The sequence below is a fragment of the Mycobacterium sp. SMC-8 genome, from assembly GCF_025263565.1.
In the GTDB taxonomy this organism is placed as follows: domain Bacteria; phylum Actinomycetota; class Actinomycetes; order Mycobacteriales; family Mycobacteriaceae; genus Mycobacterium.
Map to the genome: position 1 here is coordinate 4,862,558 of NZ_CP079865.1, position 21,128 is coordinate 4,883,685.

At 68.3% G+C, this 21,128-nt stretch carries 22 protein-coding genes and 1 pseudogene; 8 read left to right on the plus strand and 15 right to left on the minus strand.

Annotation, left to right across the window (positions count from 1 at the left end):
- Window positions 1–9: 9 nt before the first annotated feature.
- Genes KXD97_RS23410 through KXD97_RS23420 form a run of 3 tightly spaced genes read right to left on the minus strand, consistent with a single transcriptional unit; the run spans window position 10 to window position 1,735 of the window.
- The gene (locus KXD97_RS23410; RefSeq protein ID WP_260752786.1) at window positions 10–405 is read right to left on the minus strand and encodes a hypothetical protein; all 396 of its coding nucleotides are present in this window, start codon (window positions 403–405) and stop codon (window positions 10–12) included.
- Between the two features lie 39 nt (window positions 406–444).
- Window positions 445–1,485 (minus strand): serine hydrolase, encoded by a 1,041-nt coding sequence (locus KXD97_RS23415; RefSeq protein WP_260752793.1) that lies wholly within the window; start codon window positions 1,483–1,485, stop codon window positions 445–447.
- A 40-nt stretch (window positions 1,486–1,525) separates the two neighbouring features.
- A complete protein-coding gene (locus tag KXD97_RS23420) occupies window positions 1,526–1,735 on the minus strand; it encodes a hypothetical protein (protein ID WP_260752796.1) in 210 nt (69 codons plus the stop codon).
- Window positions 1,736–2,060: 325 nt separating this feature from the next.
- On the opposite strand from KXD97_RS23420, the gene KXD97_RS23425 reads away from it, so the two are divergent.
- Window positions 2,061–2,948: a cyclopropane mycolic acid synthase family methyltransferase gene (locus KXD97_RS23425; RefSeq protein WP_260752798.1), complete on the plus strand. Its 888-nt coding sequence runs from the start codon at window positions 2,061–2,063 to the stop codon at window positions 2,946–2,948.
- Here the strand turns inward: KXD97_RS23425 and speB are convergent.
- Together speB and KXD97_RS23435 are read right to left on the minus strand one after the other, a co-directional pair.
- Complete coding sequence (gene speB / locus KXD97_RS23430; RefSeq protein ID WP_396885497.1) at window positions 2,926–3,948, minus strand: agmatinase; 1,023 nt, start codon at window positions 3,946–3,948, stop codon at window positions 2,926–2,928. The two genes, KXD97_RS23425 and speB, sit on opposite strands and share 23 nt — an antisense overlap.
- 52 nt (window positions 3,949–4,000) lie before the next feature.
- Window positions 4,001–4,429, minus strand: a complete 429-nt coding sequence (locus KXD97_RS23435) for a thioesterase family protein (protein ID WP_260752801.1) — start codon at window positions 4,427–4,429, stop codon at window positions 4,001–4,003.
- A 51-nt stretch (window positions 4,430–4,480) separates the two neighbouring features.
- On the opposite strand from KXD97_RS23435, the gene KXD97_RS23440 reads away from it, so the two are divergent.
- The 3 genes from KXD97_RS23440 (at window position 4,481) to KXD97_RS23450 (ending at window position 7,121) form a co-directional block, all read left to right on the plus strand.
- Entirely contained in the window at window positions 4,481–5,434 is a 954-nt protein-coding gene (locus tag KXD97_RS23440) for a threonine/serine dehydratase (RefSeq protein ID WP_260752802.1), read from the plus strand.
- A 202-nt stretch (window positions 5,435–5,636) separates the two neighbouring features.
- Window positions 5,637–6,251: a Pr6Pr family membrane protein gene (locus tag KXD97_RS23445; protein ID WP_260752808.1), complete on the plus strand. Its 615-nt coding sequence runs from the start codon at window positions 5,637–5,639 to the stop codon at window positions 6,249–6,251.
- 123 nt (window positions 6,252–6,374) lie between these two features.
- Window positions 6,375–7,121, plus strand: coding sequence for a L,D-transpeptidase (locus KXD97_RS23450; RefSeq protein WP_260758128.1), 747 nt, complete (start codon window positions 6,375–6,377; stop codon window positions 7,119–7,121).
- Window positions 7,122–7,130: 9 nt separating this feature from the next.
- Here the strand turns inward: KXD97_RS23450 and KXD97_RS23455 are convergent, their stop codons facing one another.
- The 4 genes and pseudogenes from KXD97_RS23455 to KXD97_RS23470 form a co-directional block, all read right to left on the minus strand.
- Window positions 7,131–7,556, minus strand: coding sequence for a lipoprotein LpqH (locus tag KXD97_RS23455; protein ID WP_260752810.1), 426 nt, complete (start codon window positions 7,554–7,556; stop codon window positions 7,131–7,133).
- An 11-nt stretch (window positions 7,557–7,567) separates the two neighbouring features.
- Window positions 7,568–7,675: pseudogene (locus KXD97_RS23460) on the minus strand (peroxidase); the annotation flags it as partial.
- A gap of 17 nt (window positions 7,676–7,692) precedes the next feature.
- Window positions 7,693–8,427 (minus strand): helix-turn-helix domain-containing protein, encoded by a 735-nt coding sequence (locus KXD97_RS23465; RefSeq protein WP_260752811.1) that lies wholly within the window; start codon window positions 8,425–8,427, stop codon window positions 7,693–7,695.
- Between the two features lie 13 nt (window positions 8,428–8,440).
- Window positions 8,441–9,685: an IS110 family transposase gene (locus KXD97_RS23470; protein ID WP_105386664.1), complete on the minus strand. Its 1,245-nt coding sequence runs from the start codon at window positions 9,683–9,685 to the stop codon at window positions 8,441–8,443.
- A gap of 140 nt (window positions 9,686–9,825) precedes the next feature.
- On the opposite strand from KXD97_RS23470, the gene KXD97_RS23475 reads away from it, so the two are divergent.
- The gene (locus KXD97_RS23475; protein WP_260752814.1) at window positions 9,826–11,229 is read left to right on the plus strand and encodes an IS1380 family transposase; all 1,404 of its coding nucleotides are present in this window, start codon (window positions 9,826–9,828) and stop codon (window positions 11,227–11,229) included.
- 525 nt (window positions 11,230–11,754) lie between these two features.
- The gene (locus KXD97_RS23480; RefSeq protein ID WP_260752816.1) at window positions 11,755–12,060 is read left to right on the plus strand and encodes a hypothetical protein; all 306 of its coding nucleotides are present in this window, start codon (window positions 11,755–11,757) and stop codon (window positions 12,058–12,060) included.
- Here the strand turns inward: KXD97_RS23480 and KXD97_RS23485 are convergent.
- A complete protein-coding gene (locus KXD97_RS23485; protein WP_260752818.1) occupies window positions 12,050–12,694 on the minus strand; it encodes a TetR/AcrR family transcriptional regulator in 645 nt (214 codons plus the stop codon). The genes KXD97_RS23480 and KXD97_RS23485 overlap by 11 nt on opposite strands.
- A gap of 55 nt (window positions 12,695–12,749) precedes the next feature.
- On the opposite strand from KXD97_RS23485, the gene KXD97_RS23490 reads away from it, so the two are divergent.
- Entirely contained in the window at window positions 12,750–14,078 is a 1,329-nt protein-coding gene (locus tag KXD97_RS23490; RefSeq protein ID WP_260752819.1) for an NAD(P)/FAD-dependent oxidoreductase, read from the plus strand.
- Here the strand turns inward: KXD97_RS23490 and KXD97_RS23495 are convergent.
- Entirely contained in the window at window positions 14,075–15,328 is a 1,254-nt protein-coding gene (locus KXD97_RS23495) for a cytochrome P450 (protein WP_260752821.1), read from the minus strand. The genes KXD97_RS23490 and KXD97_RS23495 overlap by 4 nt on opposite strands.
- A gap of 158 nt (window positions 15,329–15,486) precedes the next feature.
- Here KXD97_RS23495 and KXD97_RS23500 point away from each other — a divergent pair, with 158 nt between their 5' ends.
- Complete coding sequence (locus KXD97_RS23500; RefSeq protein WP_260758129.1) at window positions 15,487–15,969, plus strand: hypothetical protein; 483 nt, start codon at window positions 15,487–15,489, stop codon at window positions 15,967–15,969.
- Here the strand turns inward: KXD97_RS23500 and KXD97_RS23505 are convergent.
- The 4 genes from KXD97_RS23505 to KXD97_RS23520 form a co-directional block, all read right to left on the minus strand.
- Window positions 15,966–18,212, minus strand: a complete 2,247-nt coding sequence (locus KXD97_RS23505; protein ID WP_260752822.1) for a molybdopterin-dependent oxidoreductase — start codon at window positions 18,210–18,212, stop codon at window positions 15,966–15,968. The genes KXD97_RS23500 and KXD97_RS23505 overlap by 4 nt on opposite strands.
- Window positions 18,209–18,790 carry a TetR/AcrR family transcriptional regulator gene (locus tag KXD97_RS23510; protein ID WP_260752823.1) on the minus strand — a complete coding sequence of 194 codons (582 nt, stop codon included), beginning with the start codon at window positions 18,788–18,790 and terminating at the stop codon, window positions 18,209–18,211. Before KXD97_RS23510 ends, KXD97_RS23505 begins: the two co-directional genes overlap by 4 nt.
- A gap of 325 nt (window positions 18,791–19,115) precedes the next feature.
- Window positions 19,116–20,246, minus strand: coding sequence for a nitronate monooxygenase (locus KXD97_RS23515; protein WP_260752826.1), 1,131 nt, complete (start codon window positions 20,244–20,246; stop codon window positions 19,116–19,118).
- Window positions 20,247–20,300: 54 nt separating this feature from the next.
- Window positions 20,301–21,065, minus strand: coding sequence for an HAD family phosphatase (locus KXD97_RS23520; protein WP_260752827.1), 765 nt, complete (start codon window positions 21,063–21,065; stop codon window positions 20,301–20,303).
- Between the last annotated feature and the right edge of the window lie 63 nt (window positions 21,066–21,128).

The window sequence follows — 21,128 nt, forward strand, 5'->3', positions numbered from 1 at the left end:
AGCGTAGCTTCAGGGCAGGCGTTCATGACCCTTTCTGCCGTGCGTGCGCCGTTGTTCCTTCATGCGCGCTTCGTGCGTATGCCGTTCGCCGCCCACCAGTTCGTCGCGGACCCGGCGCACGTGCTCGCCGAACAGCGACCAGTATTCGTCGTCGAACTCCTCGACGATCTGGAAGGTCCACCGCCCGTGGAGCACGTTGCGTCCCACCAGGTCGGATTCAAGCCGCTCGGCGATCGCGTCGTGGCCGGCCGCACGCAGCGCCTCCGCACCTTCACCGAGCAGAAGATCGGCCCGGCCGATCAGCTGATGGAACGAGTACAGATGGCCCCGGGCCCGTTCCACGTACTCCAGAGCCTCGCTCACCTTGCCGACGGCATCGACCGTCTCGTCACTCGCGTCAGTCACCGACGCGAGATACCCGCCGGGAGGCCCCGGCAACCGCGCTCAGTCCGTCCGGTACACGTGGTCGGGGGTCAGTTCGGCGGTGACCGCGGTGGCCAGCAGCGCGCTTGGCTGAGCGCCCCGGAACGCGATGTCGGTGTTGGTCATGATGACCAGTGTGGTCTGCCGTCCGGGCAGGTGCACCGACACGCACTGGAGCGTCCCGTTCGCCAGCGCCGGGGCCCAGATCCGCATGTCGTGCAGTGTGGAGACCATATTGCCGGCGGCCCACGATCGGGACGGATTCCAGTCGGTGGCGGTGGTCTCTCCGTCATCGGGCGTCTGCACGGTGTAGCCGGCGGCATGAGGCCTGGGAAAACTGGCGTCGGTCGGGAAGCTGGTCGCCTCCATACCCAGTGGCGCACTGATGTGCTCGCGGATGTAGCCCGCCAGCGACTGTCCGCTGACCTTCTCCACCACGAGGCCGAGCAGCACGGTGTCGGTGTTGCTGTGGTGGTAGCCGGCACCGGGGGCGAACACCGTCGGTGCGGAGAACGCGAGCTCGAGCAGTTGCGCGGGTGTGAACGCCCGTGCAGGATCGGCGAACGCCGCGGACACGAACTCCGGGTTCGTCGTGTAGTCGGGCAACCCGCTCCGCATCCCCGCGAGCTGGCGCAGCGTGACGGCCTCCCCACCGGGGATGCCGTCGAGGTGTTCGGCGATCGGGTCGTCGAGTCCGAGCTTGCGCTGATCGGCCAGCAGCAGCACCGCGGTGACAGTGAAAGTACGTGTCAAGCTTCCGATCCGGCTGTAGAGATCGGTCTTCATCGGCGCCCGGGTCTTCTTGTCGGCCACTCCGAACGCGCGCACGTAGTCTCCGTCGGGGGTCCAGATCCCGATGATCGCCCCCGGTATGCCGGCCTCGGCCATCACCCGCTCGACCGCACCGTCGAGCCGGTCGGCGAGTGGGGCGGCCATCGTGGCCGCGGTCGCGGTGAGGCCGGGACGCTCCCGGTGCGCCGGGTGCGGCGCCTCTACCGGCTGTGCGCACCCCGCCGCGCCGAGGGCCACGGCGAGCGCGGCGGTGGCGACACGGCTGATCATCGGGCTCAGGGTAGTGGCCGCGACACCGTCGCCGTGCCGGTCAGCGATCGAATTCCGGCTCGTCCTCGGGCACGGGGATGGACTGCTCGATCAGATCCGCCTCGCTGGCCTGCCAGTCGCGCTCGGCGCCGACCCGATCGGCGTCCGGCCAGGTCTCCTCGTCGACGTCGACGTCGACGGCCGGGGTGAGTTGTTCGACCACGTCGGCCTCGGCGGCGTCTATGAACTGGTCGTCGTCGGGGGTGGTCATCGGCGATCTCTCCCAAGAATGGTCGGGGACTTTCGGGGGACGTTGAGGACGTTGAGGACATGACGCGCTGTCTCCACCATAGGCGCGTCCGGGCGCCGGCGGCTGCCGGACCCGACCCGATTACCCGCTTGCACCCGCCGCACACGGGGGCGGCCCGACAAGATCACCCGCTTTCGTTCCGGTCTTGCTCTGGGGGTGTGGCTGGTGATTCACGGGTCCGTGGGGCTCTCGGGTACGCTACGTAAACTGCGACAACGGGACAGGCCCTCAAGCCCGGTGGGGCCGCCCCACCCGATCAGCTTCTGAGAATCTAAGGGCCTGTATTTTGCCAGAAACCACGAGCGGCTCTTCGGAACTGCAGCCTCACTTCGAGGACGTCCAGTCCCATTACGACCTGTCGGACGATTTCTATCGGCTGTTCCTGGACCCCACCCAGACCTACAGCTGCGCCTACTTCGAGCGCGACGACATGACGCTCGAAGAGGCGCAGCTCGCCAAGATCGACCTGTCGTTGGGCAAGCTCGGCCTCGAACCCGGTATGACGCTTCTCGACATCGGATGCGGGTGGGGTGCGACGCTACTGCGCGCCATCGACAACTACGACGTCAACGTCATCGGCCTGACGCTGAGCCGCAATCAACAGGCGCACGTGCAGAAGCGACTTGATGCGCACCCGAGCCCGCGCAACAAGCGCGTCCTGCTGGCCGGTTGGGAGCAGTTCGACGAGCCCGTCGACCGGATCGTGTCGATCGGCGCGTTCGAGCATTTCGGCCGCGACCGCTACGACGAGTTCTTCAAGAAGGCCTATCAGGTGCTTCCCGAGAACGGTGTGATGATGCTGCACACCATCATCAAGCCCAGCGACGAGGAGTTCGCTTCGAAGGCGCTGCCGGTGACCATGAAGCTGATCCGGTTCTCGAAGTTCATCATGGACGAGATCTTCCCGGGCGGTGATCTGCCCAAGCCGGAGACCGTCGAGGAGCACGCGACCAAGGCCGGGTTCACGCTGACGCGGCAGCAGCGTCTGCAGCCGCACTACGCCAAGACGCTCGACATCTGGGCCGAGGCGCTGAGCAAGCGGGAAGACGACGCGGTGGCCATCCAGTCCCGCGAGGTCTACGACCGGTACATGAAGTACCTGACCGGCTGCGCGGATCTGTTCCGTGACGGCTACACCGACGTCTGCCAGTTCACTCTGGAGAAGAAGGCCTGATTTCCCGGTAGGAACGCGCCGGCTGGCCCGGCTCGGCTCCCGCCACGTCGCGCCGCCGGGCCGCCATCCCGGCCAGCGCCTCGAACACCACGCGGTGCGCGGCATTGACGGTCAGTTCGGCGTGGTCGTAGGCGGGCGCCACCTCGACCACGTCCACTCCGACGACGTCGTGTTCGCGGCACAACTGCCGCACCATCCGGAGCAGGTCGGCGCTGGTGATGCCACCCGGTTCCGGGGTGCCCGTGCCGGGCGCGTGCGCCGGGTCGAGCACGTCGATGTCGACCGACACATACAACTTCTCGGCCTTGGCCAGCGCCTCGCCCACGGCGTCGGCCATCACCGCCTTGAACCCGCGCTCCCAGATCTCCTGCATCGTGTGCCAGGTCATCCGCTGTTCGAGCATCCACTCGAAGGTGTCCTGCGGCGGCCAGTAGCCGCGCAGACCGACCTGAACGAACTGCGATCCGGGCACCGCGCCCGATTCGATCAGCCGGCGCATCGGGGTGCCGTGGCTGGCCAGGTTGCCTTCGATCTCGTCGGCGGTGTCGGCGTGGGCGTCGAAATGCACGATGCCGACGTTGCCGTAACCGTGGACGTCGGCCACCGCCGTCGCCGCCGGCCAGGTGATCGAGTGATCACCGCCCAGGATCACCGGGACGATGCCGCGGCTGGCCACCGCGTGCACACGCTCGCGGATGTTGCGGTGGGACACCTCGGTCTGGCCGTGCGGACAGTAGGCGTCACCGAAGTCCACAACCTCCAGCCAGTCAAAGATCTCCAGGCCCAGATCCAAGTGGTAGGTGCCCGGCTCGTAGGCCGTGGCCCGGATCGCCCGCGGCCCGAACCGCGCACCGGGACGGTTGGTGGTCCCGATGTCGAACGGCGCCCCGACGATGGCGGCGTCGGGCTGCCAAGCGTCGAGCTGTTCGGGCTCGGTCAAAAACGGGCGGTGCCCGAAAGAAGCCACGCCCGCGTAGGGCAGATCCAACTGCTCCGCCATCCCCGGCGGGAGCTCACGTCGAGGTCCGTGCTCGTGGCCCATGCGAACGACGCTACCGGTCACTCGCCGCGCTCACATCCAGCGCCGACCGCAGCCTGTCGGGGATCGTCCGCTTGGCCCAATCCGTCGTGGACACCAGCACATAGACGTTGTGTCCCCGCACCGCGACCCGCTCCGCGTCGGTGCCCGAGCGGGCCAGCACGGTGAAGCCGATGCTGAAGCTCGCCGTGCCCACCCGGGTGCAGCGTGCCTCGACCCGCACCTCGTCTCGCCAGCGCACCGGCGCCGCGAAGTCGATCTCGGCGTGCACCACCTGGAAGTCGTACCCGTCGGCGTTCAACGCGGGATAGCCGATGCCGAGCGAGTCGAGCAGCCCGGTGCACGCCTCGTCGAACCACGTCAGGTAATGGCCGTTGAACACCACGCCCTGCTGGTCGATCTCCGCGTAGCGCGGCGCGATGGCCAGCGAGAAGTCCGTCACCCGACTCACCCTAGAGATCGGGGACGGGCGGTCTGCAGGACACTGGGATCCATGAAGCTGGTGACGATCGACGATGTCCGGGCGGCGGCTGACCGGGTCCGATCGCATGTGGTGCGTACGCCACTGCTCGCCGCCCGCTGGGGCGACCCGGACCGGCCGCTGTGGATCAAGCCGGAGAACTTGCAGCCCATCGGCGCGTTCAAGGTCCGTGGCGCCTTCAATGCCGTGGCGGCGTTGACGTCGGCCGGCGAAGGCGCCGTCACCGATGTCGTCGCCTATTCCAGCGGCAACCACGCGCAGGCCGTCGCGTACGCCGCGGCGGCGTTCGGGTTGCGGGCCCACATCGTGATGCCGGAGGAGACGCCGACGGTCAAGGTGCAGTCCACCCGTGATCTCGGCGCGCGGGTGGTGTTGTGCGCGGCAGGGCAACGCGAGGCGGTCGCCGAGCAGGTGCGCAGCGACACCGGCGGGGCGATGATCCCGCCGTTCGACCACCCGGATGTGATCGCCGGACAGGGCACGATCGGCCTGGAGATCGCCGAGGACCTGCCGTCGGTGCGCACCGTGCTCGTCCCCGTCAGTGGCGGGGGACTGGCTTCGGGCATCGGCACCGCGATCCGTGCGCTGTGCCCGGACGCCGCGGTCTTCGGGGTCGAGCCCGAGCTCGCCGCCGACACCACCGAGGCATTGCGCCTCGGCCACCGGGTCAACTGGTCGATCGAAGACCGTAACCGCACGATCGCCGACGGGCTGCGGTCGCAGCCCTCGGAGCTGACCTTTGCCCATCTGCAGCAGGTTCTCGACGGGATGCTGACGGTGTCCGAGGACGAGATCCGCGCGGCGGTGCGCGAGTACGCGTACCGCGCGCACCTGGTCAGCGAGCCGAGCGGTGCGGTGCCCCTGGCGGCCTACCGGCAGGGCATGACACCGCCGGGGCCGACCGTGTTGATCCTGTCCGGGGGCAACATCGACGCGCGCATGCTCGCGCAGATTCTCGGCGGGTAGGGTCCACCGGGTTTTCGATTCAGTGGTGTGTGGGCGCGACGCTGGCGTGCTCCGGCAGCGAAGGACTCGACCCGTTCCGACCCTTCGAGCCCTTCGAGCACGACAGCGCAGGGCGTACCGGGCAGGTCCGCCGGCCGACCGTGGCCCGGTCGCGCTGCTCGCTGCGGGTGCTGCCGCTGCCGCAAGTCATATCCTGGCGGGAATGAGCCTCCCCGTCGCCCCCACGCACCCGTCGCTCGTGCGCACCGTTCTCAGGCTGGCGATCGTCGGCTGTGTCGCGGCCGCGCTGCTGCTGGTGGAACTGACCTCCACCCGGGGAGTGGGATGGCGGCTGATCACATTCACCTACCAGGCCAATCTGCTGGCCGCCGGATACTACCTGTGGACTCTGTGCTCACCGCGGGCCGACAGTCGGATCGGGCTGCGGGGCGCGGTGGTGCTGTATGTCGTCATGGCCGGGGTGATCTGGAACCTCCTGTTGACCGAGCACAGCATGGGGTACACGCCGGCGAACTTCCTCCTGCACGTCGCGGTCCCGGTGCTGGTGCTCGGTGACTGGCTGCTCGTCGGTCGCGGCGCGATCCCGATGGCGTGGTGGCAGCCGGTGGCGTGGCTGACGTATCCGGCGGCATATCTCGCGCTGGCCCTGCTGGTGCTCAACGATGCCGGCCGGCGCCCGCCCTATTACTTCCTCGATCCGGACAGCGTGGGCACCGCCACGGTGGCGATGAACGTCGCCGCGCTGTCGGCGTGCGTGCTCGCACTGGGATACACGCTGCTGGCGCTCAACCGCGCGGCGTCCGAGGCCCGGGCCTGAAACATCGCCGCCTGCGGGACCGATAGAAGGGGAGACAGTTGTCGTTTGCCGGGCCCGTGTTCGGCCGCGGCACCCGCCACGACCAATTAGGATGGCAACGTGCTGAGACGTCGTCTGCAGCAAATGGTGAGCGCGCTCGGGTGCGCTGCGCTGCTCACGGGCGGCTCGCTGCTCGGGCCGCTTCCCGCGGGCAATGCCGGGTCAACCGCCGGAACGCCGGTCGCCGGGGTGACCCCCGCGCCTGGCCAGACCGTCGGCGTCGCGCATCCGGTCACCGTCAGGTTCGCCGGGGAGGTGCCGAACAGGTCGGCCGCGGAACGGTCTGTGGCCGTGGTCCCGGCCGGGTCGCCGGTCCCGGCGTCCGGATCCTTCACCTGGCTCGACGACCGAGTCTTGGAGTGGACACCCACCGACTTCTTCCCCGCCCATACGCCGATCTCGGTCACGGTGGGCGGCTTCACGACGAGCTTCCAGACCGGATCGTCGGTCGTCAGCGTGGCCGACATCGGCGACTACTCGTTCACGGTCAGCATCGACGGTGAGGTGGCGCGCCGGATGCCGGCATCGATGGGCAAATCGAAGTTCCCGACGCCCACCGGCCGGTTCACCGCGCTGGAGAAGCAGCGCAACGTCACCTTCGACTCCCGCACGATCGGCATCCCTCTCGACGATCCCGAGGGCTACCTGATCAAGGGGGAGTACGGCGTCCGGGTGACCTGGGGTGGCGTGTACGTCCACTCCGCACCGTGGTCGGTCGGATCCCAGGGCTATGCGAACGTCAGCCACGGCTGCATCAACCTCAGCCCCGACAACGCCGCGTGGTATTTCGACACCGTCCGGGTCGGCGACCCGATCATCGTGCAGGCCTGAGGATCCCGGTCAGCAGTTGGTCTGAATCCGGAAGTCTGCGGTGACGGCGTCGCTGGGCTTGTCGTCGAACGCCCCGTCGGCCTTTCCGGTGATCGTGTAACGCCCGTTGTTGCCGCTGACCTCCGCCTGGCCGATGTTGTCGCTCCAGAACGTGCCACTGAAACCGCCGACGCCGCGGAATTCGACGGACTCGGCGGTGAGATCGCCGTCGGTCGACAGCACCGCGGTGAAGCCGTTCTCTTCCCCCGGGGTCTCGATGTACCACGACCATCCGGTCTGCCGGCATTGCACGGCCTGCGCGCCGCCGGTGTCGTTGCCGTCGATCGTCACGGTCGCCGTGGTACCGCCCAGGGCCGGCTCGGGTGTCGCGCAGCCGGCCACGCCGAGTACCGCGACGCCGCCGACGACGGTCGCCATGAAGTGTCGAGTCCCCATGGCGCCCGACTCTATTCGCTCGACCGCCCGTTCCCGGCCGGAATGCCGGTGTATTCGGGATTGGGCGGTACCGACAGTGCGATCCCGATGCGGTTGGTGGCGCCGATGAACGCCGCGAGGCATGAACGGGGTGGAGTCAACGCAATGCGGCGGCGGTAGCGTCGTCGGCGGGCAGGAACGCTTCGATGCTCAGCTCGGCCGCCGTGAGGTCGAGGGCGGTGCCGAATGTGGTGACCGTGCTCAGAAACCTCAGCACCCGGCCGTCCGCGGCCTCCAGCTCCAGCGGCACGGCGACGCCGCCGAGGTCGGGGGAGTCCTCGAAACCTCCGGGATAGGACTCGATTTCACACAACAGCTCACCGAGTTCTGCATGTCCGGCGCTGCCGACCTCGCGGCAGAGCCGCTCGACGAGGTGGGTCCGCCACTGCCCGAGGTTGCGGATGCGGGGGGCCAGCCCGCCGGGGTGCAGCGCGATGCGCAGCGCATTGGGCCGCTCGAGCAGCTCCGGCGCCACGCCGTCGAGCAGCACACCGGCCCCTGCGTTCGCCTGCAGGATCCACCAGCCACGGTCGACCACGACGCACGGGTACGGCTCGTAGGCGGTGAGCACCCTGCGCACCCCGTCCCGCACCGCGACCATCTCGGGCGCGTCCAGAGAGCGCTCGGCGTACACCGGGGCCAGGCCCGCGGCGACGAACAGCCGGTCCTGTTCTCGTTGCGGCACACCGAGAGCCGTGGCCAGCCGCAGCACCATCGCCCGGCTCGGTGAGGAGCGGCCTGTCTCGATGAAGCTGACGTGGCGCGCGGACACGCCGGCGGCCAGCGCGAGATCGAGCTGGCTGAGCCGGCGCCTACGCCGCCATTCACGCATGAGTTGCCCTGTGTCAAGCCGCCCTGGGTTGATCCTGGTTGATCAGCTTTTGGAGGGCCCTGTGTTGGGTGGGATCGTAGGCGACTTCGTCGTGCCAGCAGTGCCAGAGGATGTAGAGCCAGGCGCGGGCGAGGATGCGCACGGCGTGGGGGTGGTCGTGTCCGCGGGCTCGGGCGCGGTTGTAGAGATCGGCAGCCCAGGGGTTGGCTCGACGACTGTCACCGGCGAAATCGCATACGGCGTCGCGGAGTTGTTTGTCTGCAGCCCAGCGGAATCCGACGTGTTTGACTTTCCCGGACTGGCGGGTGGAGGGGGCGACTCCGGCCAGGCACGCCAGCGATTCGGGGGTGGGGAACCGTGCGCGGCAGTCGCCCATTTCGGCGAGCAGTCGGGCGGCACGGAAGGTGCCCGAGCGGGGCAGGCTGGTGAAGATATGAGCATCGGCGTGAGCGTCGAGTTGCTCGGCGATGCTCTGGTCGAGGGTTTTGATCTGGGCGCTCACAGTGCTCAACACCTCGACGAAGGTCGCGGTGATGGTGGCACCGTCGATACCGGTGGCGCCGCGAGGCGCGGCGGTGAGTCGTCGGTGCAGTTCACTGGCGTGGGTGCGGCCGCTGTAGCCAACGCTGGCCAGCCAGTTGGCCATCCGGGTGACCGAGAGCCAGTCGGCGCGGTCCTGGCAGTCAAAGCGGGCCAAAAAGGCCAGGCTGATCGGCGAGTCGATATCGGCGAACAGCCCGACCGCGCCGGGAAAGACGATCATCAGATGAGCCCGCAGCTGGTTGGCGATCGCCACGCGGTGAGCGACCAGATTTTTGCGGGCTCGACAGGTCTGACGCAGGGCGACGGTGGCCGGGCTGTCGGGCTGCAGGGGCCGCAGCCGGGTCCGGTCGGTGCGCAAGGTGTCGGCCAGGACGAACGCGTCGAAGCGGTCGTCTTTGTTGCCGGCCGATCCGTAGCGCCCGCGCAGGTTCTTCACCTGGTTGGGACTGATCACCACGACGGTGATCCCGGCCTCGAGCAGGGCATCTACAACCGGACCGTCGGGGCGTTCGATGGCGACTTCTCCGACACCGACGCGCTGCAGTGTGGTGAGCAGATCACGCAGCCCAACGGCGTGGTGACCGATCGTTTTGCGGGTGATCTCGCGGCCTTTGGCATCGACGATCGAGACCGCGTGATCATCGCGGGCCCAGTCGATTCCACAGGTGAGCCCATTGGTGGGTTCCGTTGGCAGGGTATTTCGGGCAGACTTCATGACAGCCTCCTCGCTGCTAAGCCTCGATCCACCGATGAATCGCCTGTTCGGAGGGTGTTGATGTAAGGAAAGTGCCCTTTGAGCTGGGATGATTGGAGTTACCACACTTCGATCAGCCCACGTTCAGAAAGGCACTTCCGGTGCAAGTGTCCCATAGGTTCGCCGTGTCGTCGGCGGTCTTCGATGATGCACATCTCGTGTCGTGCGCCGGGCTGGTGCCGGTGATGACCCTGGCCGACCAGACCGGTCTGTCGCAGCTATTGGCCGACAAGATCCGGTTCACCTGTGAGCGGATCCGTTCGGGTGCGGCCCATCCGTCACCGAAGCTGACCACGCTGATCGCCGGGATGTGCGCCGGCGCGGACAGCATTGATGACCTAGACGTTGTGCGCTCGGGTGGGATGAAGACCCTCTTCGGTGGTGTGTACGCCCCGTCGACGATCGGAACCTTATTGCGGGAGTTCACCTTCGGGCATGCCCGCCAGCTCGAATCTGTCCTGCGCGAACACCTGGCCGCGCTGTGCGGGCGTGTCGATCTGTTGCCCGGCGCCGACGGACGGGCGTTCATCGACATCGACTCACTACTACGCCCGGTCTACGGGCACGCCAAGCAGGGCGCCAGCTACGGACACACCAAGATCGCCGGCAGGCAGATCCTGCGCAAAGGCCTCTCACCGTTGATCACCACGATCAGCACCGACCACGGTGCGCCGGTGATCGCCGGGGCGAGGTTGCGGGCGGGCAAGGCCAACTCCGGCAAGGGCGCAGCCCGCATGATCGCTCAAGCGGCCGCTACCGCCCGTGCTGCCGGGGTCACCGGGCAGATCCTGGTGCGTGGCGATTCGGCCTACGGCAATAGCACCGTGGTCACCGCCTGCCACCGAGCAGGTGTCCGGTTCTCGCTGGTGCTGACCAAGACCGCCGCAGTTGCCGCCGCCATTGACGCAATTCCCGAGACCGCGTGGACCCCGGTGAACTATCCCGGTGCTGTGCGTGACCCCGACACCGGCGCCTGGATCTCCGATGCCGAAGTCGCCGAAACCACCTACACAGCCTTCGGTTCCACCAAGACTCCGGTGACCGCCCGGTTGGTCGTGCGCCGGGTCAAAGACGCGCGGTTCCTCGATGCGCTGTTTCCGGTGTGGCGGTACCACCCGTTCTTCACCAATTCCGACGAACCCGTCGACGCCGCTGACATCACTCATCGCCGCCACGCCATCATCGAAACCGTGTTCGCCGACCTCATCGACGGACCTTTGGCGCACATGCCCTCGGGGCGGTTCGGCGCGAACTCGGCCTGGATCCTGTGCGCCGCGATCGCCCACAACCTGCTGCGCGCCGTCGGCGTCCTGGCCGGAGGTGCCCACGCGGTCGCCCGCGGGGCGACACTGCGCCGCAAGATAATCACTATCCCGGCCCGCCTGGCCCGTCCGCAACGCCAACCTATCCTGCACCTACCAGCGCACTGGCCCTGGACAGAGCACTGGCTCACGTTGTGGCGCAACACCATCGGCTACAGCCCACCAGAAATCGCCACCACCTGACCATATGCCGAAAGGCCCGACCGGAGCGCACAGGAACAGCTGGACAGACCAGCAGATACCCCCTGCCCGCGACCAGGACCAGCCCTCAACAGCCCAGCGAGGCACACCTACCCCAATTCATCAGTGGATCGAGGCTAAGCCCAGTGGGGAGGCACCCTTATGTGCAGGTTCCGGGGCACGACTGCCGGTTCGCTCACTGAGCGGCGCTCGGTGGCGCATAGCCCTGTCGACGGTCAACGCGCCCCGGGTAACCACTGGCCTCCGCAGAACTCATGCTGGACATCGAATGTGTCGAGCGAGCAGGGCGATAGATCAGCGGCACCTCGGGTGCATCGGCAATCCATCCAAGATCACCGACACAAGGATGGTGCACCAGTGAGCGCCCCGAACGGAGCCGGCCGCTCGACAGTGGTCACTTCTTCAGTTTGACCGGTGCTGCGCGGCCGGGCCATGACCTCCGAGGTAATTGCGGTGGTTACCTCCCTGGGCGCACGGTGAAGGTAGGCACCCGAGGAGGCGAGCGACATGACAACCGCACACCCGAACGCCGACCCGATTCCCCGGTGGTTGCGCTTCGTGCTGATCTGCGACCGCGCCGGGTCGTCCTGGTACATCGGTACCGGATTCTTCTTCGCGCCGGTGCTGGCGCTGGCTTCTCCGTGGCCGGCACTGACCGCTGCGCTGTGGGTGTTCATCGCGCTGGCCGGGCTGTGGTTGGGCCTGCTCGGTGTCGCGATGGCCACGGGTCTGGCCATGGTGCTCCGCTCCGACGCCGAGATCCCGGAGGACTACTGGCGTTCGCTGCTGGACTACCCGAAACTCACCCGGTGAGCAGTTGGTGGGCGAGTGTGGCGGCCAGCCAGCTCTCGAAGCGGCTCCCGGACCAGCCATGGCCGGCAACGAGATGACGGTGCATCGCGGGATCGCTGAACAGACACGCCAGATCGATTGCGGCCGAACGACTCAACCCGGCCCGTAGCGCATCCCGCGCGGTCAGCGCATCGACCACCGCACGGGCGCCGGCGCGCCGCTGGGTGTGCAGCTTCTCCAACAGCTCCCGCGCGCTGTCGTCCTCCGACGCCGCGGCCTCCAGCGCGGCGAACAGCGCTGAGACCCGCGTGTCGATGTCGGCGATCATCCGTGCCCACGCGGTCAGCAGAGCACGGGCATCGTCCAGCTCCAGCAGCGCGGCCACCTCGGGCCGCTCGGCCAACGGCAGCGGCTCGTCGTCTCCGGCGATGGCGAAATTCAGTGCCGCCGAGAGTAGTTCGGCTTTGCCGCCGACCGCGGAGAACACCGTCTTACGGCTCACCCCGGCCGCCGTGGCGATCGCGTCGACCGAGGTGCCTCCGTAGCCGGTGGCGACGAACAACTCGGCCGCCGAGGCGACGATCCGGCGCCGGGTGCCGCGCGCCTGCGCGGCGCGCAGATCCGACCGATACCTGCGCTTGACATCCTCACCCATTTGGAGTGACCCTTAGTGTATTCATTACATACGATGCTACCTGAAATGAGGCACGATGCGCATAGTCGTCGTCGGCGCGGGACCGGCCGGCCTGTTCACCGCAGTCGCGCTGGCCCGTCGAGGCGGGCACGTCACCGTCGTCGAGCGCGACGCCGGTCCCGGCCGGGACGGCGGCTGGCCGCGCAGGGGGGTCATGCAGTTCGACCACCCCCACACGTTCCGCGGGCCGGTGGTCGACGCGCTGCAGGCGGAGATCCCCGATGCCCTGCAGGCAATGCTGCGCGTCGGGGCCTCGGTCGAGACCGACCCGGGCGGCGCCCCGGCTGCCCTGCGCATCCGGCGGGTGACGTTCGAACGGGCACTGCGCGACGTCGCGCTGGCCGAACCCGGGCTGACGCTGCTGCCCGGTTGTCACGTCGACGGGGTGTTGCGCGACTCCGGACGAGTGGCCGCTGTCGATGCGGGGGGCCGGCGCCTGACGGCCGACCTGGTCATCGACGCGTCCGGGCGGTCGAGCCGGGTGATGCGCGCGCTGTTCGGCGCCGGGGAGGTGCGACCGTGTGGCGCGACGTACGTCAGCAGGCAGTACCGGCTGGCTGACGGCGCCGCGCCGGGCCCGGTGAACTCGCCGGTCGGTCTGTCGCTGCAACTGGCCGGATATTTCGCGGTGGTGTTCCTCCACGAGGCCGGGATCTTCTCGGTCACGATCACCCACGCCGGCACCGATGACCGGCTGCGACTTCTGCGGCACCGTCGGGTCTATGACGCCGCGGCCGAGGCGATCCCGATGCTCGCCGACTGGGTCGATCCGCGCCGCGCGCAGCCGCTGACCCCGGTGCTCGTCGGCGGCCGCGTGCACAACACCTTCCGTTCCCCACTCGGCGTGGACGGCCGTCCCGCGGTTCCCGGGCTGATCGCCGTCGGAGACTCCGTCTGTACCACGACGCCGTTGGCCGGCAGAGGCGTCACGCTGGCGTTCCGCCAGGCACAGGCTCTGGTGCGCGCGCTGGCTGCAGACGACGTCCCGGCCGCCACGGTGCAGTTCGCCCGGTGGTGCGCCGCCGAGGTGCGTCCGTGGTTCGTCGACCATGTGCACTGCGACGATGACCGGATGCGGCGGTGGGCCGGTGGCGATGTGGATCTGGGCAGGCCGCTGCCCTCGGACCTGGTGGTCGCTGCGGCCGTGGCCGACCCGGCGCTGCGGCCGGCCGTCCGCGGGTACGAGCAGATGACTGCGCTGCCGTCGAGTCTGGACGCGGTGCGGGAGGGGGCCCGCGCCGTCTACGCCTCCGGCTGGCGACCCCCGGTGGCCGAGGGTCCCGACCGACAACAACTGGCTCAGTTGTGCGTCACCGTCGGCAGCCGGACGCTGGCCACGGTCTAGTGCGCCACCGGGCAGCCGCCCGAGTAGTCGACCTGCCAGTGCTTGATCCCGTTGAGCCAACCGGACCGCAGCCGGTCGGGAGGGCCGGCCGAGGTGAGATCGGGCAGGTGGTCGGCGATCGCGTTGAACATCAGCTCGATGGTCATCCGCGCCAGGTTGGCGCCGATGCAGTAGTGCGCACCGGTGCCGCCGAAGCCGACGTGCGGGTTCGGATCGCGCAGGATGTCGAACCTGAACGGGTCGTCGAAGACCTCCTCGTCGAAGTTCGCCGACCGGTACGACATGACCACGCGCTGCCCCTTCTTGATCTGCACGCCGGACAGTTCGTAGTCCTGCAGCGCGGTGCGCTGGAACGAGGTGACCGGGGTGGCCCAGCGCACAATCTCGTCGACGGCGGTGGCGGGGCGCTCGCGTTTGAACAACTCCCACTGGTCGGGGTGCTCGGTGAACGCGATCATGCCGTGGGTAATCGAGTTGCGCGTGGTCTCGTTGCCTGCGACAGCCAGCAGCACCATGAAGAAGCCGAACTCGTCGTCGGTCAGCTTGTGTCCGTCGACGTCAGCCTCGATCAGCGTGGTGACGATGTCCTCGCCGGGATGCTCGGCCCGGGCCGCGGCCAGCTGCATCGCATACATGATCAATTCGGTTGCGGCATTGCGGTTGTCGTGATGGGCGAACTCAGGGTCGTCGTCGCTGACCATCTGATTGGACCAGTCGAAGAGCTTCTTGCGGTCTTCCAGAGGCACGCCAAGCAGACCGGCGATGGCCTGCAAGGGCAGCTCGCAGGACACCTGTTCGACGAAGTCGCCGACTCCGGCGGCCGCCGCGCCCTTGGCGATGCGCTGCGCGCGCTGGTCGAGGTCCTCGCGCAGACGTTCGACCGCACGGGGCGTGAATCCGCGCGAGATGATCTTGCGGAGGTGGGTGTGCCGTGGCGCATCCATGTTGAGCAGCACCAGACTTCCGGTCTCCACCTGCTCGCCGGTAGAACCCTCCGGGTAGCGCGGCAGTGCGGTCTTCTCCTGGCTGGAGAACACGTCGCTGCGCTTGGAGATCTCCTTGACGTCTTTGTGTTTGGTCACCACCCAGTAGCCGCCGTCGCCGAAGGGACCCGCGCCGCCGAAGGTCTGCGCGTTCCACCAGATCGGGGCGCAGCGGCGCAGTTCGGCGAGTTCCTCCACAGGCAGACGCTCGCGGTTCAGGTCGGGGTCGGTGAAGTCGAATCCGGGCGGGAGCGTGGGAGTCGCCATACATTGGCTCCTAAACGTCAATTGGCCGTACCTCATTGCTACACCACCGGTCGGTTACGGCGAGCGCAGATGAGCGAAGAAAATCCGTCCCTCCTGTAACGAATCCGCTGCGAAGGCGGATGGATCCTGTGACCATGAAGAAACCGGGAGGGTGCATCGTGAGGTTCGGTTTCCACGCAAAGACCGCGTCCATCATCGGGGCGGCAGCGGTTGCGACACTGCTCGCAGCCGCACCGTCGGCTGCCGCCGACCCGGCAGCACCACCGCCGGTTCCCGCGCCGGCGCCCGCACCCGCGCCTGCCCCGATGCCGTCACCCCCGCCGGCCGAAGCCGCGGTGGTTCCGCTCGCCGCCGCCCCCGCCGCTGAGGGCGTGCCCCACCTGGCCAGTCCGGAGAACCTGCCGCCGGGTACGTCGACCACTCCGACGCAGCAGTCGCGGCTGGGTTACCTGCGCGACCTCTGGCATGCGATGCAGACCCAGGAAGTCAGCGGGAGCAACGCGCTGCTGCTGCTGACGCAGCGTCCGTTGAGCTCGTCGGCGCCGATGGGCATGCCCGCGGGCCCGCAGCCGGCGGCGCCTCCCGCCGCGGCCCCCGCACCCGCCGCGGTACCGGCAGCGCCCGCACCGGTCGCCCCTTAGCCCGACAGCACTTTCTCCAGCCGCGCCGGCACATGCTTGTGCCACGGCGTCCCGGCGTACGTGTCACGCCAACCGGTGGAGGTCAGCGCGTTCGGCGCGACACCCGGGGTCACCACGCCACCGTCCCCGTCGGCGAAGTCGACGCCGTAGCCATTGGGTAAGGACGCATGACCGGCCAGCATCGCGTCGCTGATCTCGACGGTGCCCTCTGCGCTGCCCGCGGCGGTGGTGATCCGCACGCGGTCGCCGTCTCGCAACCCCAGTGCCGACGCGTCGGCGACGCTGATCCGCAAAGCGCCGTCGGCATCGCGCTGGCGCCACGCCGGGTCGCGCATGATGTCGTTGGCCGTGTACGCCCGCCGTTCCCCGGCCGACAACACGATGGGGTAGTCGGGTGAGGTCAGCTCGGCCGGCGCCGCGGCCAGCGCCCGGACGTCGGCGAGCAGTTCCGGGATCTCGATCGCGATCTTGCGGTCGGGGTGGGTGATCAACGCGAAGTCGTCCTCGTAGTCGTGGACGGTGAACGTCACCCCCGACCGGCCTTCGAGAATCGCGTCGAACAGCGCGTTGCCGTCCGCGTGGCCGGCCCGCCGCACCGCGTCGGGATAGGTCATCGCGGCCTTCTGGGCCAGACCCCACAACGCGGCGGCGCCGGCCAGTCCGTCGGGCAGAGTCGGCCCGAGCGTCTCGTACAACACGAACGGCAGCACCTTGCCCAGCCCCGGGTTGGCCCCGACCGCGGCCAGGAACGCCTCGGTGAACGCCGGGCGTCCCTGTTCGGCGGCGCGGCGCAGCGGCACCAATTCGGCATCGTCGACGACGCCCAGGGCCCGCGTCAGCCGGGCCCAGATCTCGGGTTCGGGCAGGGTGCCGGACATCGGCTCCATCAGCCGGTGCCGCAGATGGAAGGTGTTGTGCGGGAACTCGAGGTTGAAGAACGTCGCCTCCGGCTTCTCGAACTGAGTCGCCGCGGGAAGCACGTAGTGTGCCAGCCGTGCGGTCTCGGTCATCGCCACGTCGATGACCACGATCAGTTCCAGCCGCCCCAGAGCCGTTGCGACGGCGGCCGAGTCGGCGACCGAATGCGCCGGGTTACTGCTCTCGACGATCATCGCGCGGAACCGGTCCGGGTGGTCGGTGACGATCTCCTCGGGAATGACGTTGCTGGGAATCAGCCCGCCGATGATCGGGGCGCCGGTTACCGGGGTGCGGCCTACCCCGCCGGGTCGGAACAATGGGGCGAACGACGAATGAAGGTGCTGCGCACCGCGTTTGGCGAAATTGCCGGTCAGGATCCACAGCATCTTGTTCAGGTACGAGCACAGGGTGCTGTTCGGCGACTGCTGGATTCCGAGGTCTTCGAACACCGCGACGCCGGCGGCTCCGGCTATCCGGCGTGCGGCCGAGCGCAGCAGATCCTCGTCGACGCCGCAGCGCCGGGCGTAGTCGGAGACCGGCACCTCGGCGAGCACCTCGCGCACCGCGTCGCCGCCGGTGACGTGCGCGGCCAGGAAGGCTTCGTCGCACAGGTTCTCCTGCACCAGCACCGCGGCCAGCGCGGCCAGACACCACGCGTCGGTGCCGGGCCGGACCCGTAGGTGGTAATCGGCCATCTTCGCGGTTTCGGTGACCACCGGATCGATCACGATCATCGACCGAGCCGGGTCCTTGGCGATCTCGTGGAGCACCACGCGGGCCCGCGGAAAGCTCTGGGACATCCACGGGTTCTTGCCGACGAACACCGCGACCTCGGCGTGCTCGAATTCGCCGCGGGTGTGCCCGCCGTAGAACTGTGCGTCGACCCAGTGCTCCCCGGTCTTCTCCTGGGCCAGCGCGTTGGAGCGGTAGTGCGAGCCCAGTGCCTTGAGGAACGCGCCGCTGTAGGCGCCGCCCAGGTGGTTACCCTGCCCGCCGCCCCCGTAGTAGAGGATCTTGTCGCCGCCGTGCGTGTCGGCGATCGCGCGGAAGCCCGCGGCGACCTCGGAAATCGCGGTGTCCCAGTCGATCTCCTCATACGTGCCGTCCGGCCTGCGCCGCATCGGCGACGTGAGCCGGTTGCGGCTGTTCTGGTAGTGATCCAGCCGTAGCGCCTTGTTGCAGGTGTAGCCGCGCGAGGCCGGATGGCTCTTGTCGCCGCGGATGCGGACCAGCGACCGGTCCTCGACCTGAACCACGATGCCGCAGTTGCACTCGCACAGGATGCACGCGCTGGGATGCCATTCACCGTCCCGGCCGCTCGTCACTTCCGCCCACCCGGCTGCGCACCGATCACCTGGCGCAGTTGTTCCTGGACCAGAGTCAGCGGTTGCACATCACGTGAGGCGCGCGCGACGACGAGGGCGCCCTCGAATGAGGCGAGCACGAGCATGGCCAGTGCGGCGGCATTCTCCTTGTCCACACCGTCGGCGATCAGACGCTGCCTGATCACCTCGCGCCAGCGGTCGAAAGCCGCCGCGGCACGCTCGATCACCGGCGCCGACTGGTCGGGCTTGCCCGGATCACCGGCCTCCACGGCGACAGCGACGACAGGACAACCTGCCCGGAAGTCGCTATCGCGCAGTAGTTTCCGGTAATCGTCGAAAAGCCTGTCCAGCGCTTCACGGCCCGAAGACGCCTGCGCCAGTCGGTCCGCCATGAAGTCGGCCGCGTAGTCGACCGCCTCGCAGAGCAACTGGGTGCGGCCGCCGGGAAAGTAGTGGTAGGCCGAACCGCGCGGCGCGCCGCTGTGCTCGAGCACGTCGGCGATGGCGGTCGGGTGCGCGCCGCGCTCCCGGATCAACAAAGCAGCGGAGATGATCATCCGCTCGCGGGGAGTCGTCACGACGCGGCCCCTTTCACCCGGCTATGTATGCAACTCTACATAATCCCGGGACGACCGTATAGCCAGTCCGTAGATTCCCGGGTCGCCGTCACCGGCTCGGCCCGGGGGGCGATCAACGCCATCGACCTGAACGCCCCCTACGACGGCACCAAATCGCTCAACGGCCGATCCTGGACCGGATGTCCGATGTCGGGCTGGGCTATCTCACGCTCGGCCGGCCATGGCCCACGCGGACTGAATGCCGCATCGTCTTCGCGGGCACCCCACGCGAATTGGCCGATTCGGCGTGCACTCTCACCGGCCAACACCTCGCGCCGGCGATCTGCTAAACGCTGGCGGCCTCGTTGAGCTCATTGAGCGTGTTGGTGGCCTCCAAATACTCCTGCACCCAGCGCTCGATCACCGTCGCGGTCTTCTCGACCTTGGTGAACTGACCGACGACCTGGCCGATCGGGTTGAACGCGACGTCGACGGTCTCGTTCGGGTACTTGTGCGTCGCGGCCACGGCCATCCCGGAAACCATGTACTGCAACGGCATTCCGAGCGGCTTCGGGTTGTTCGGATCGTCCCACGCCTCGGTCCAGTCGTTGCGCAGCATCCGTGCCGGTTTGCCGGTGAACGACCGGCTGCGGACGGTGTCGCGGCTGGTCGCCTTCGCGTAGGCGGCGTGCTGGACTGCAGTGTTCTCCGACTCCTCGACCATCACCCACTGCGAACCGGTCCATGCGCCCTGCGCGCCGAGCGCCAGCGCCGCGGCGATCTGCTGCCCACTGCCGATACCGCCGGCGGCGAGCACCGGAACCGGCGCCACCTCCTTCACGACCTGCGGCCACAGCACGATCGAGCCGACCTCACCGCTGTGCCCGCCGGCCTCACCGCCCTGGGCGATGATGATGTCCACCCCGGCGTCGGCATGCTTGCGGGCCTGCGACGGCGAGCCGCACAGCGCGGCGACCTTGCGGCCCTCGGCGTGGATGTGCTCGATCATGTCCTTGGGCGGCGTGCCGAGCGCGTTGGCGATCAGTGTCATCTTCGGGTGCCGCAGCGCGACCTCGACCTGAGGGGTGGCCGTGGCCTCGGTCCAACCGAGCAGCTGCAGGGCGTTGTCGTCGCTGTCGTCGGTGGGCACCCCGTGGTCGGCCAGGATCTTCTTGGCGAAGTCGAGGTGCTCCTGCGGGACGAGCGCGTTCAGCGTCGACTTCAGTTCCTCGGCGGACACGTTGGAATCCATGCCCTCGTACTTGTTCGGGATCACGATGTCGACGCCGTAGGGGTGGTCGCCGATGTTCTCGTCGATCCAGTTGAGCTCGATCTCCAGCTGCTCGGGGGTGAAGCCCACCGCGCCCAGCACGCCGAAGCCCCCCGCCTTGCTGACCGCGACGACCACGTCACGGCAGTGGGTGAACGCGAAAATCGGGAACTCGATGCCGAGCTGATCGCACAGGGGAGTATGCATAGTTGGCTCCTGGTATGGCCATGGGGACACAAAGGGTCAAAACTGAAACGTGTTCTACTTTAGTACACCGAGTAGGCCGCCCGTGTTGCCCTTTCCCGGCGTGCTGACCCGAAGCACCGGCCAACCCCGCTCCACGGCCACCGCCGCGAGTTCCCGGCGCGGATTCACCGGCCGCGGATGGCCCACCAGCGACATCAGCGCAATGTCCTCGTTGCCATCGGCATAGAAGTAACTGCGCGCCAGGTCGATCCCGCCGCTGGCGCAGAACCGCACCACCGCGGCTGCCTTCTGTCTGCCCCAAATCACCGGCCGGGCGATGCGGCCGGTGACCCGGGCGTGCTCGTCGAGTTCGAAGTGGTTGCACAGCACGTGATCGATCTCCAGATAGCGGGCGACCGGTTCGGCGTGGATGGTCAACGCCGACGAGCTGAGCACCACCGTGTGGCCGCGGCGCTGATGGGCCAGCACGATCTCGTGCATCACCGGGAAGACCCGGGACCTGACCCGCTCGGTGAACAGCCGCTCACCCACGACGTCGAGGTCGGCCAGCGATTCACCCCGCAGGTACCCGGCGGCGCGCTCCAGCAGTTTCCCGAAGTTGACCCGCCCGATCTTGTAGCGCATTGCGGCCTCGATGACCCCGGTGACCTCGCCGATGCGGGCCTGACGGCGCCGGATCCGGTCGCCGGCGTGCGCCGTGGCGGTGAACCCGTCGACGAGCGTGCCGTCGAGATCGAAGAACGCCCCGACCTGCGGCCCGGGCGCGGAAGCGGCGATGTCGGCGACCGGGTCCACCGGAGTCGCGGCGTCGGCGGTCACATTCCGCTCCTCATATCACGGGGTCGCACGGGTGCTGACAAGCCATGCTACGGGCGGCGCCCT

Excerpts from the sequence above, each read along its gene's own strand:
- KXD97_RS23415 (WP_260752793.1), bottom strand. The coding sequence starts at position 1,485 with ATGATCAGCCGTGTCGCCACCGCCGCGCTCGCCGTGGCCCTCGGCGCG.
- KXD97_RS23420 (WP_260752796.1), bottom strand. The coding sequence starts at position 1,735 with ATGACCACCCCCGACGACGACCAGTTCATAGACGCCGCCGAGGCCGAC.
- speB (WP_396885497.1), bottom strand. The coding sequence starts at position 3,948 with ATGGCGGAGCAGTTGGATCTGCCCTACGCGGGCGTGGCTTCTTTCGGG.
- KXD97_RS23440 (WP_260752802.1), top strand. The coding sequence starts at position 4,481 with ATGAAGCTGGTGACGATCGACGATGTCCGGGCGGCGGCTGACCGGGTC.
- KXD97_RS23445 (WP_260752808.1), top strand. The coding sequence starts at position 5,637 with ATGAGCCTCCCCGTCGCCCCCACGCACCCGTCGCTCGTGCGCACCGTT.
- KXD97_RS23450 (WP_260758128.1), top strand. The coding sequence starts at position 6,375 with ATGGTGAGCGCGCTCGGGTGCGCTGCGCTGCTCACGGGCGGCTCGCTG.
- KXD97_RS23455 (WP_260752810.1), bottom strand. The coding sequence starts at position 7,556 with ATGGGGACTCGACACTTCATGGCGACCGTCGTCGGCGGCGTCGCGGTA.
- KXD97_RS23465 (WP_260752811.1), bottom strand. The coding sequence starts at position 8,427 with ATGCGTGAATGGCGGCGTAGGCGCCGGCTCAGCCAGCTCGATCTCGCG.
- KXD97_RS23470 (WP_105386664.1), bottom strand. The coding sequence starts at position 9,685 with ATGAAGTCTGCCCGAAATACCCTGCCAACGGAACCCACCAATGGGCTC.
- KXD97_RS23480 (WP_260752816.1), top strand. The coding sequence starts at position 11,755 with ATGACAACCGCACACCCGAACGCCGACCCGATTCCCCGGTGGTTGCGC.
- KXD97_RS23485 (WP_260752818.1), bottom strand. The coding sequence starts at position 12,694 with ATGGGTGAGGATGTCAAGCGCAGGTATCGGTCGGATCTGCGCGCCGCG.
- KXD97_RS23490 (WP_260752819.1), top strand. The coding sequence starts at position 12,750 with ATGCGCATAGTCGTCGTCGGCGCGGGACCGGCCGGCCTGTTCACCGCA.
- KXD97_RS23495 (WP_260752821.1), bottom strand. The coding sequence starts at position 15,328 with ATGGCGACTCCCACGCTCCCGCCCGGATTCGACTTCACCGACCCCGAC.
- KXD97_RS23515 (WP_260752826.1), bottom strand. The coding sequence starts at position 20,246 with ATGCATACTCCCCTGTGCGATCAGCTCGGCATCGAGTTCCCGATTTTC.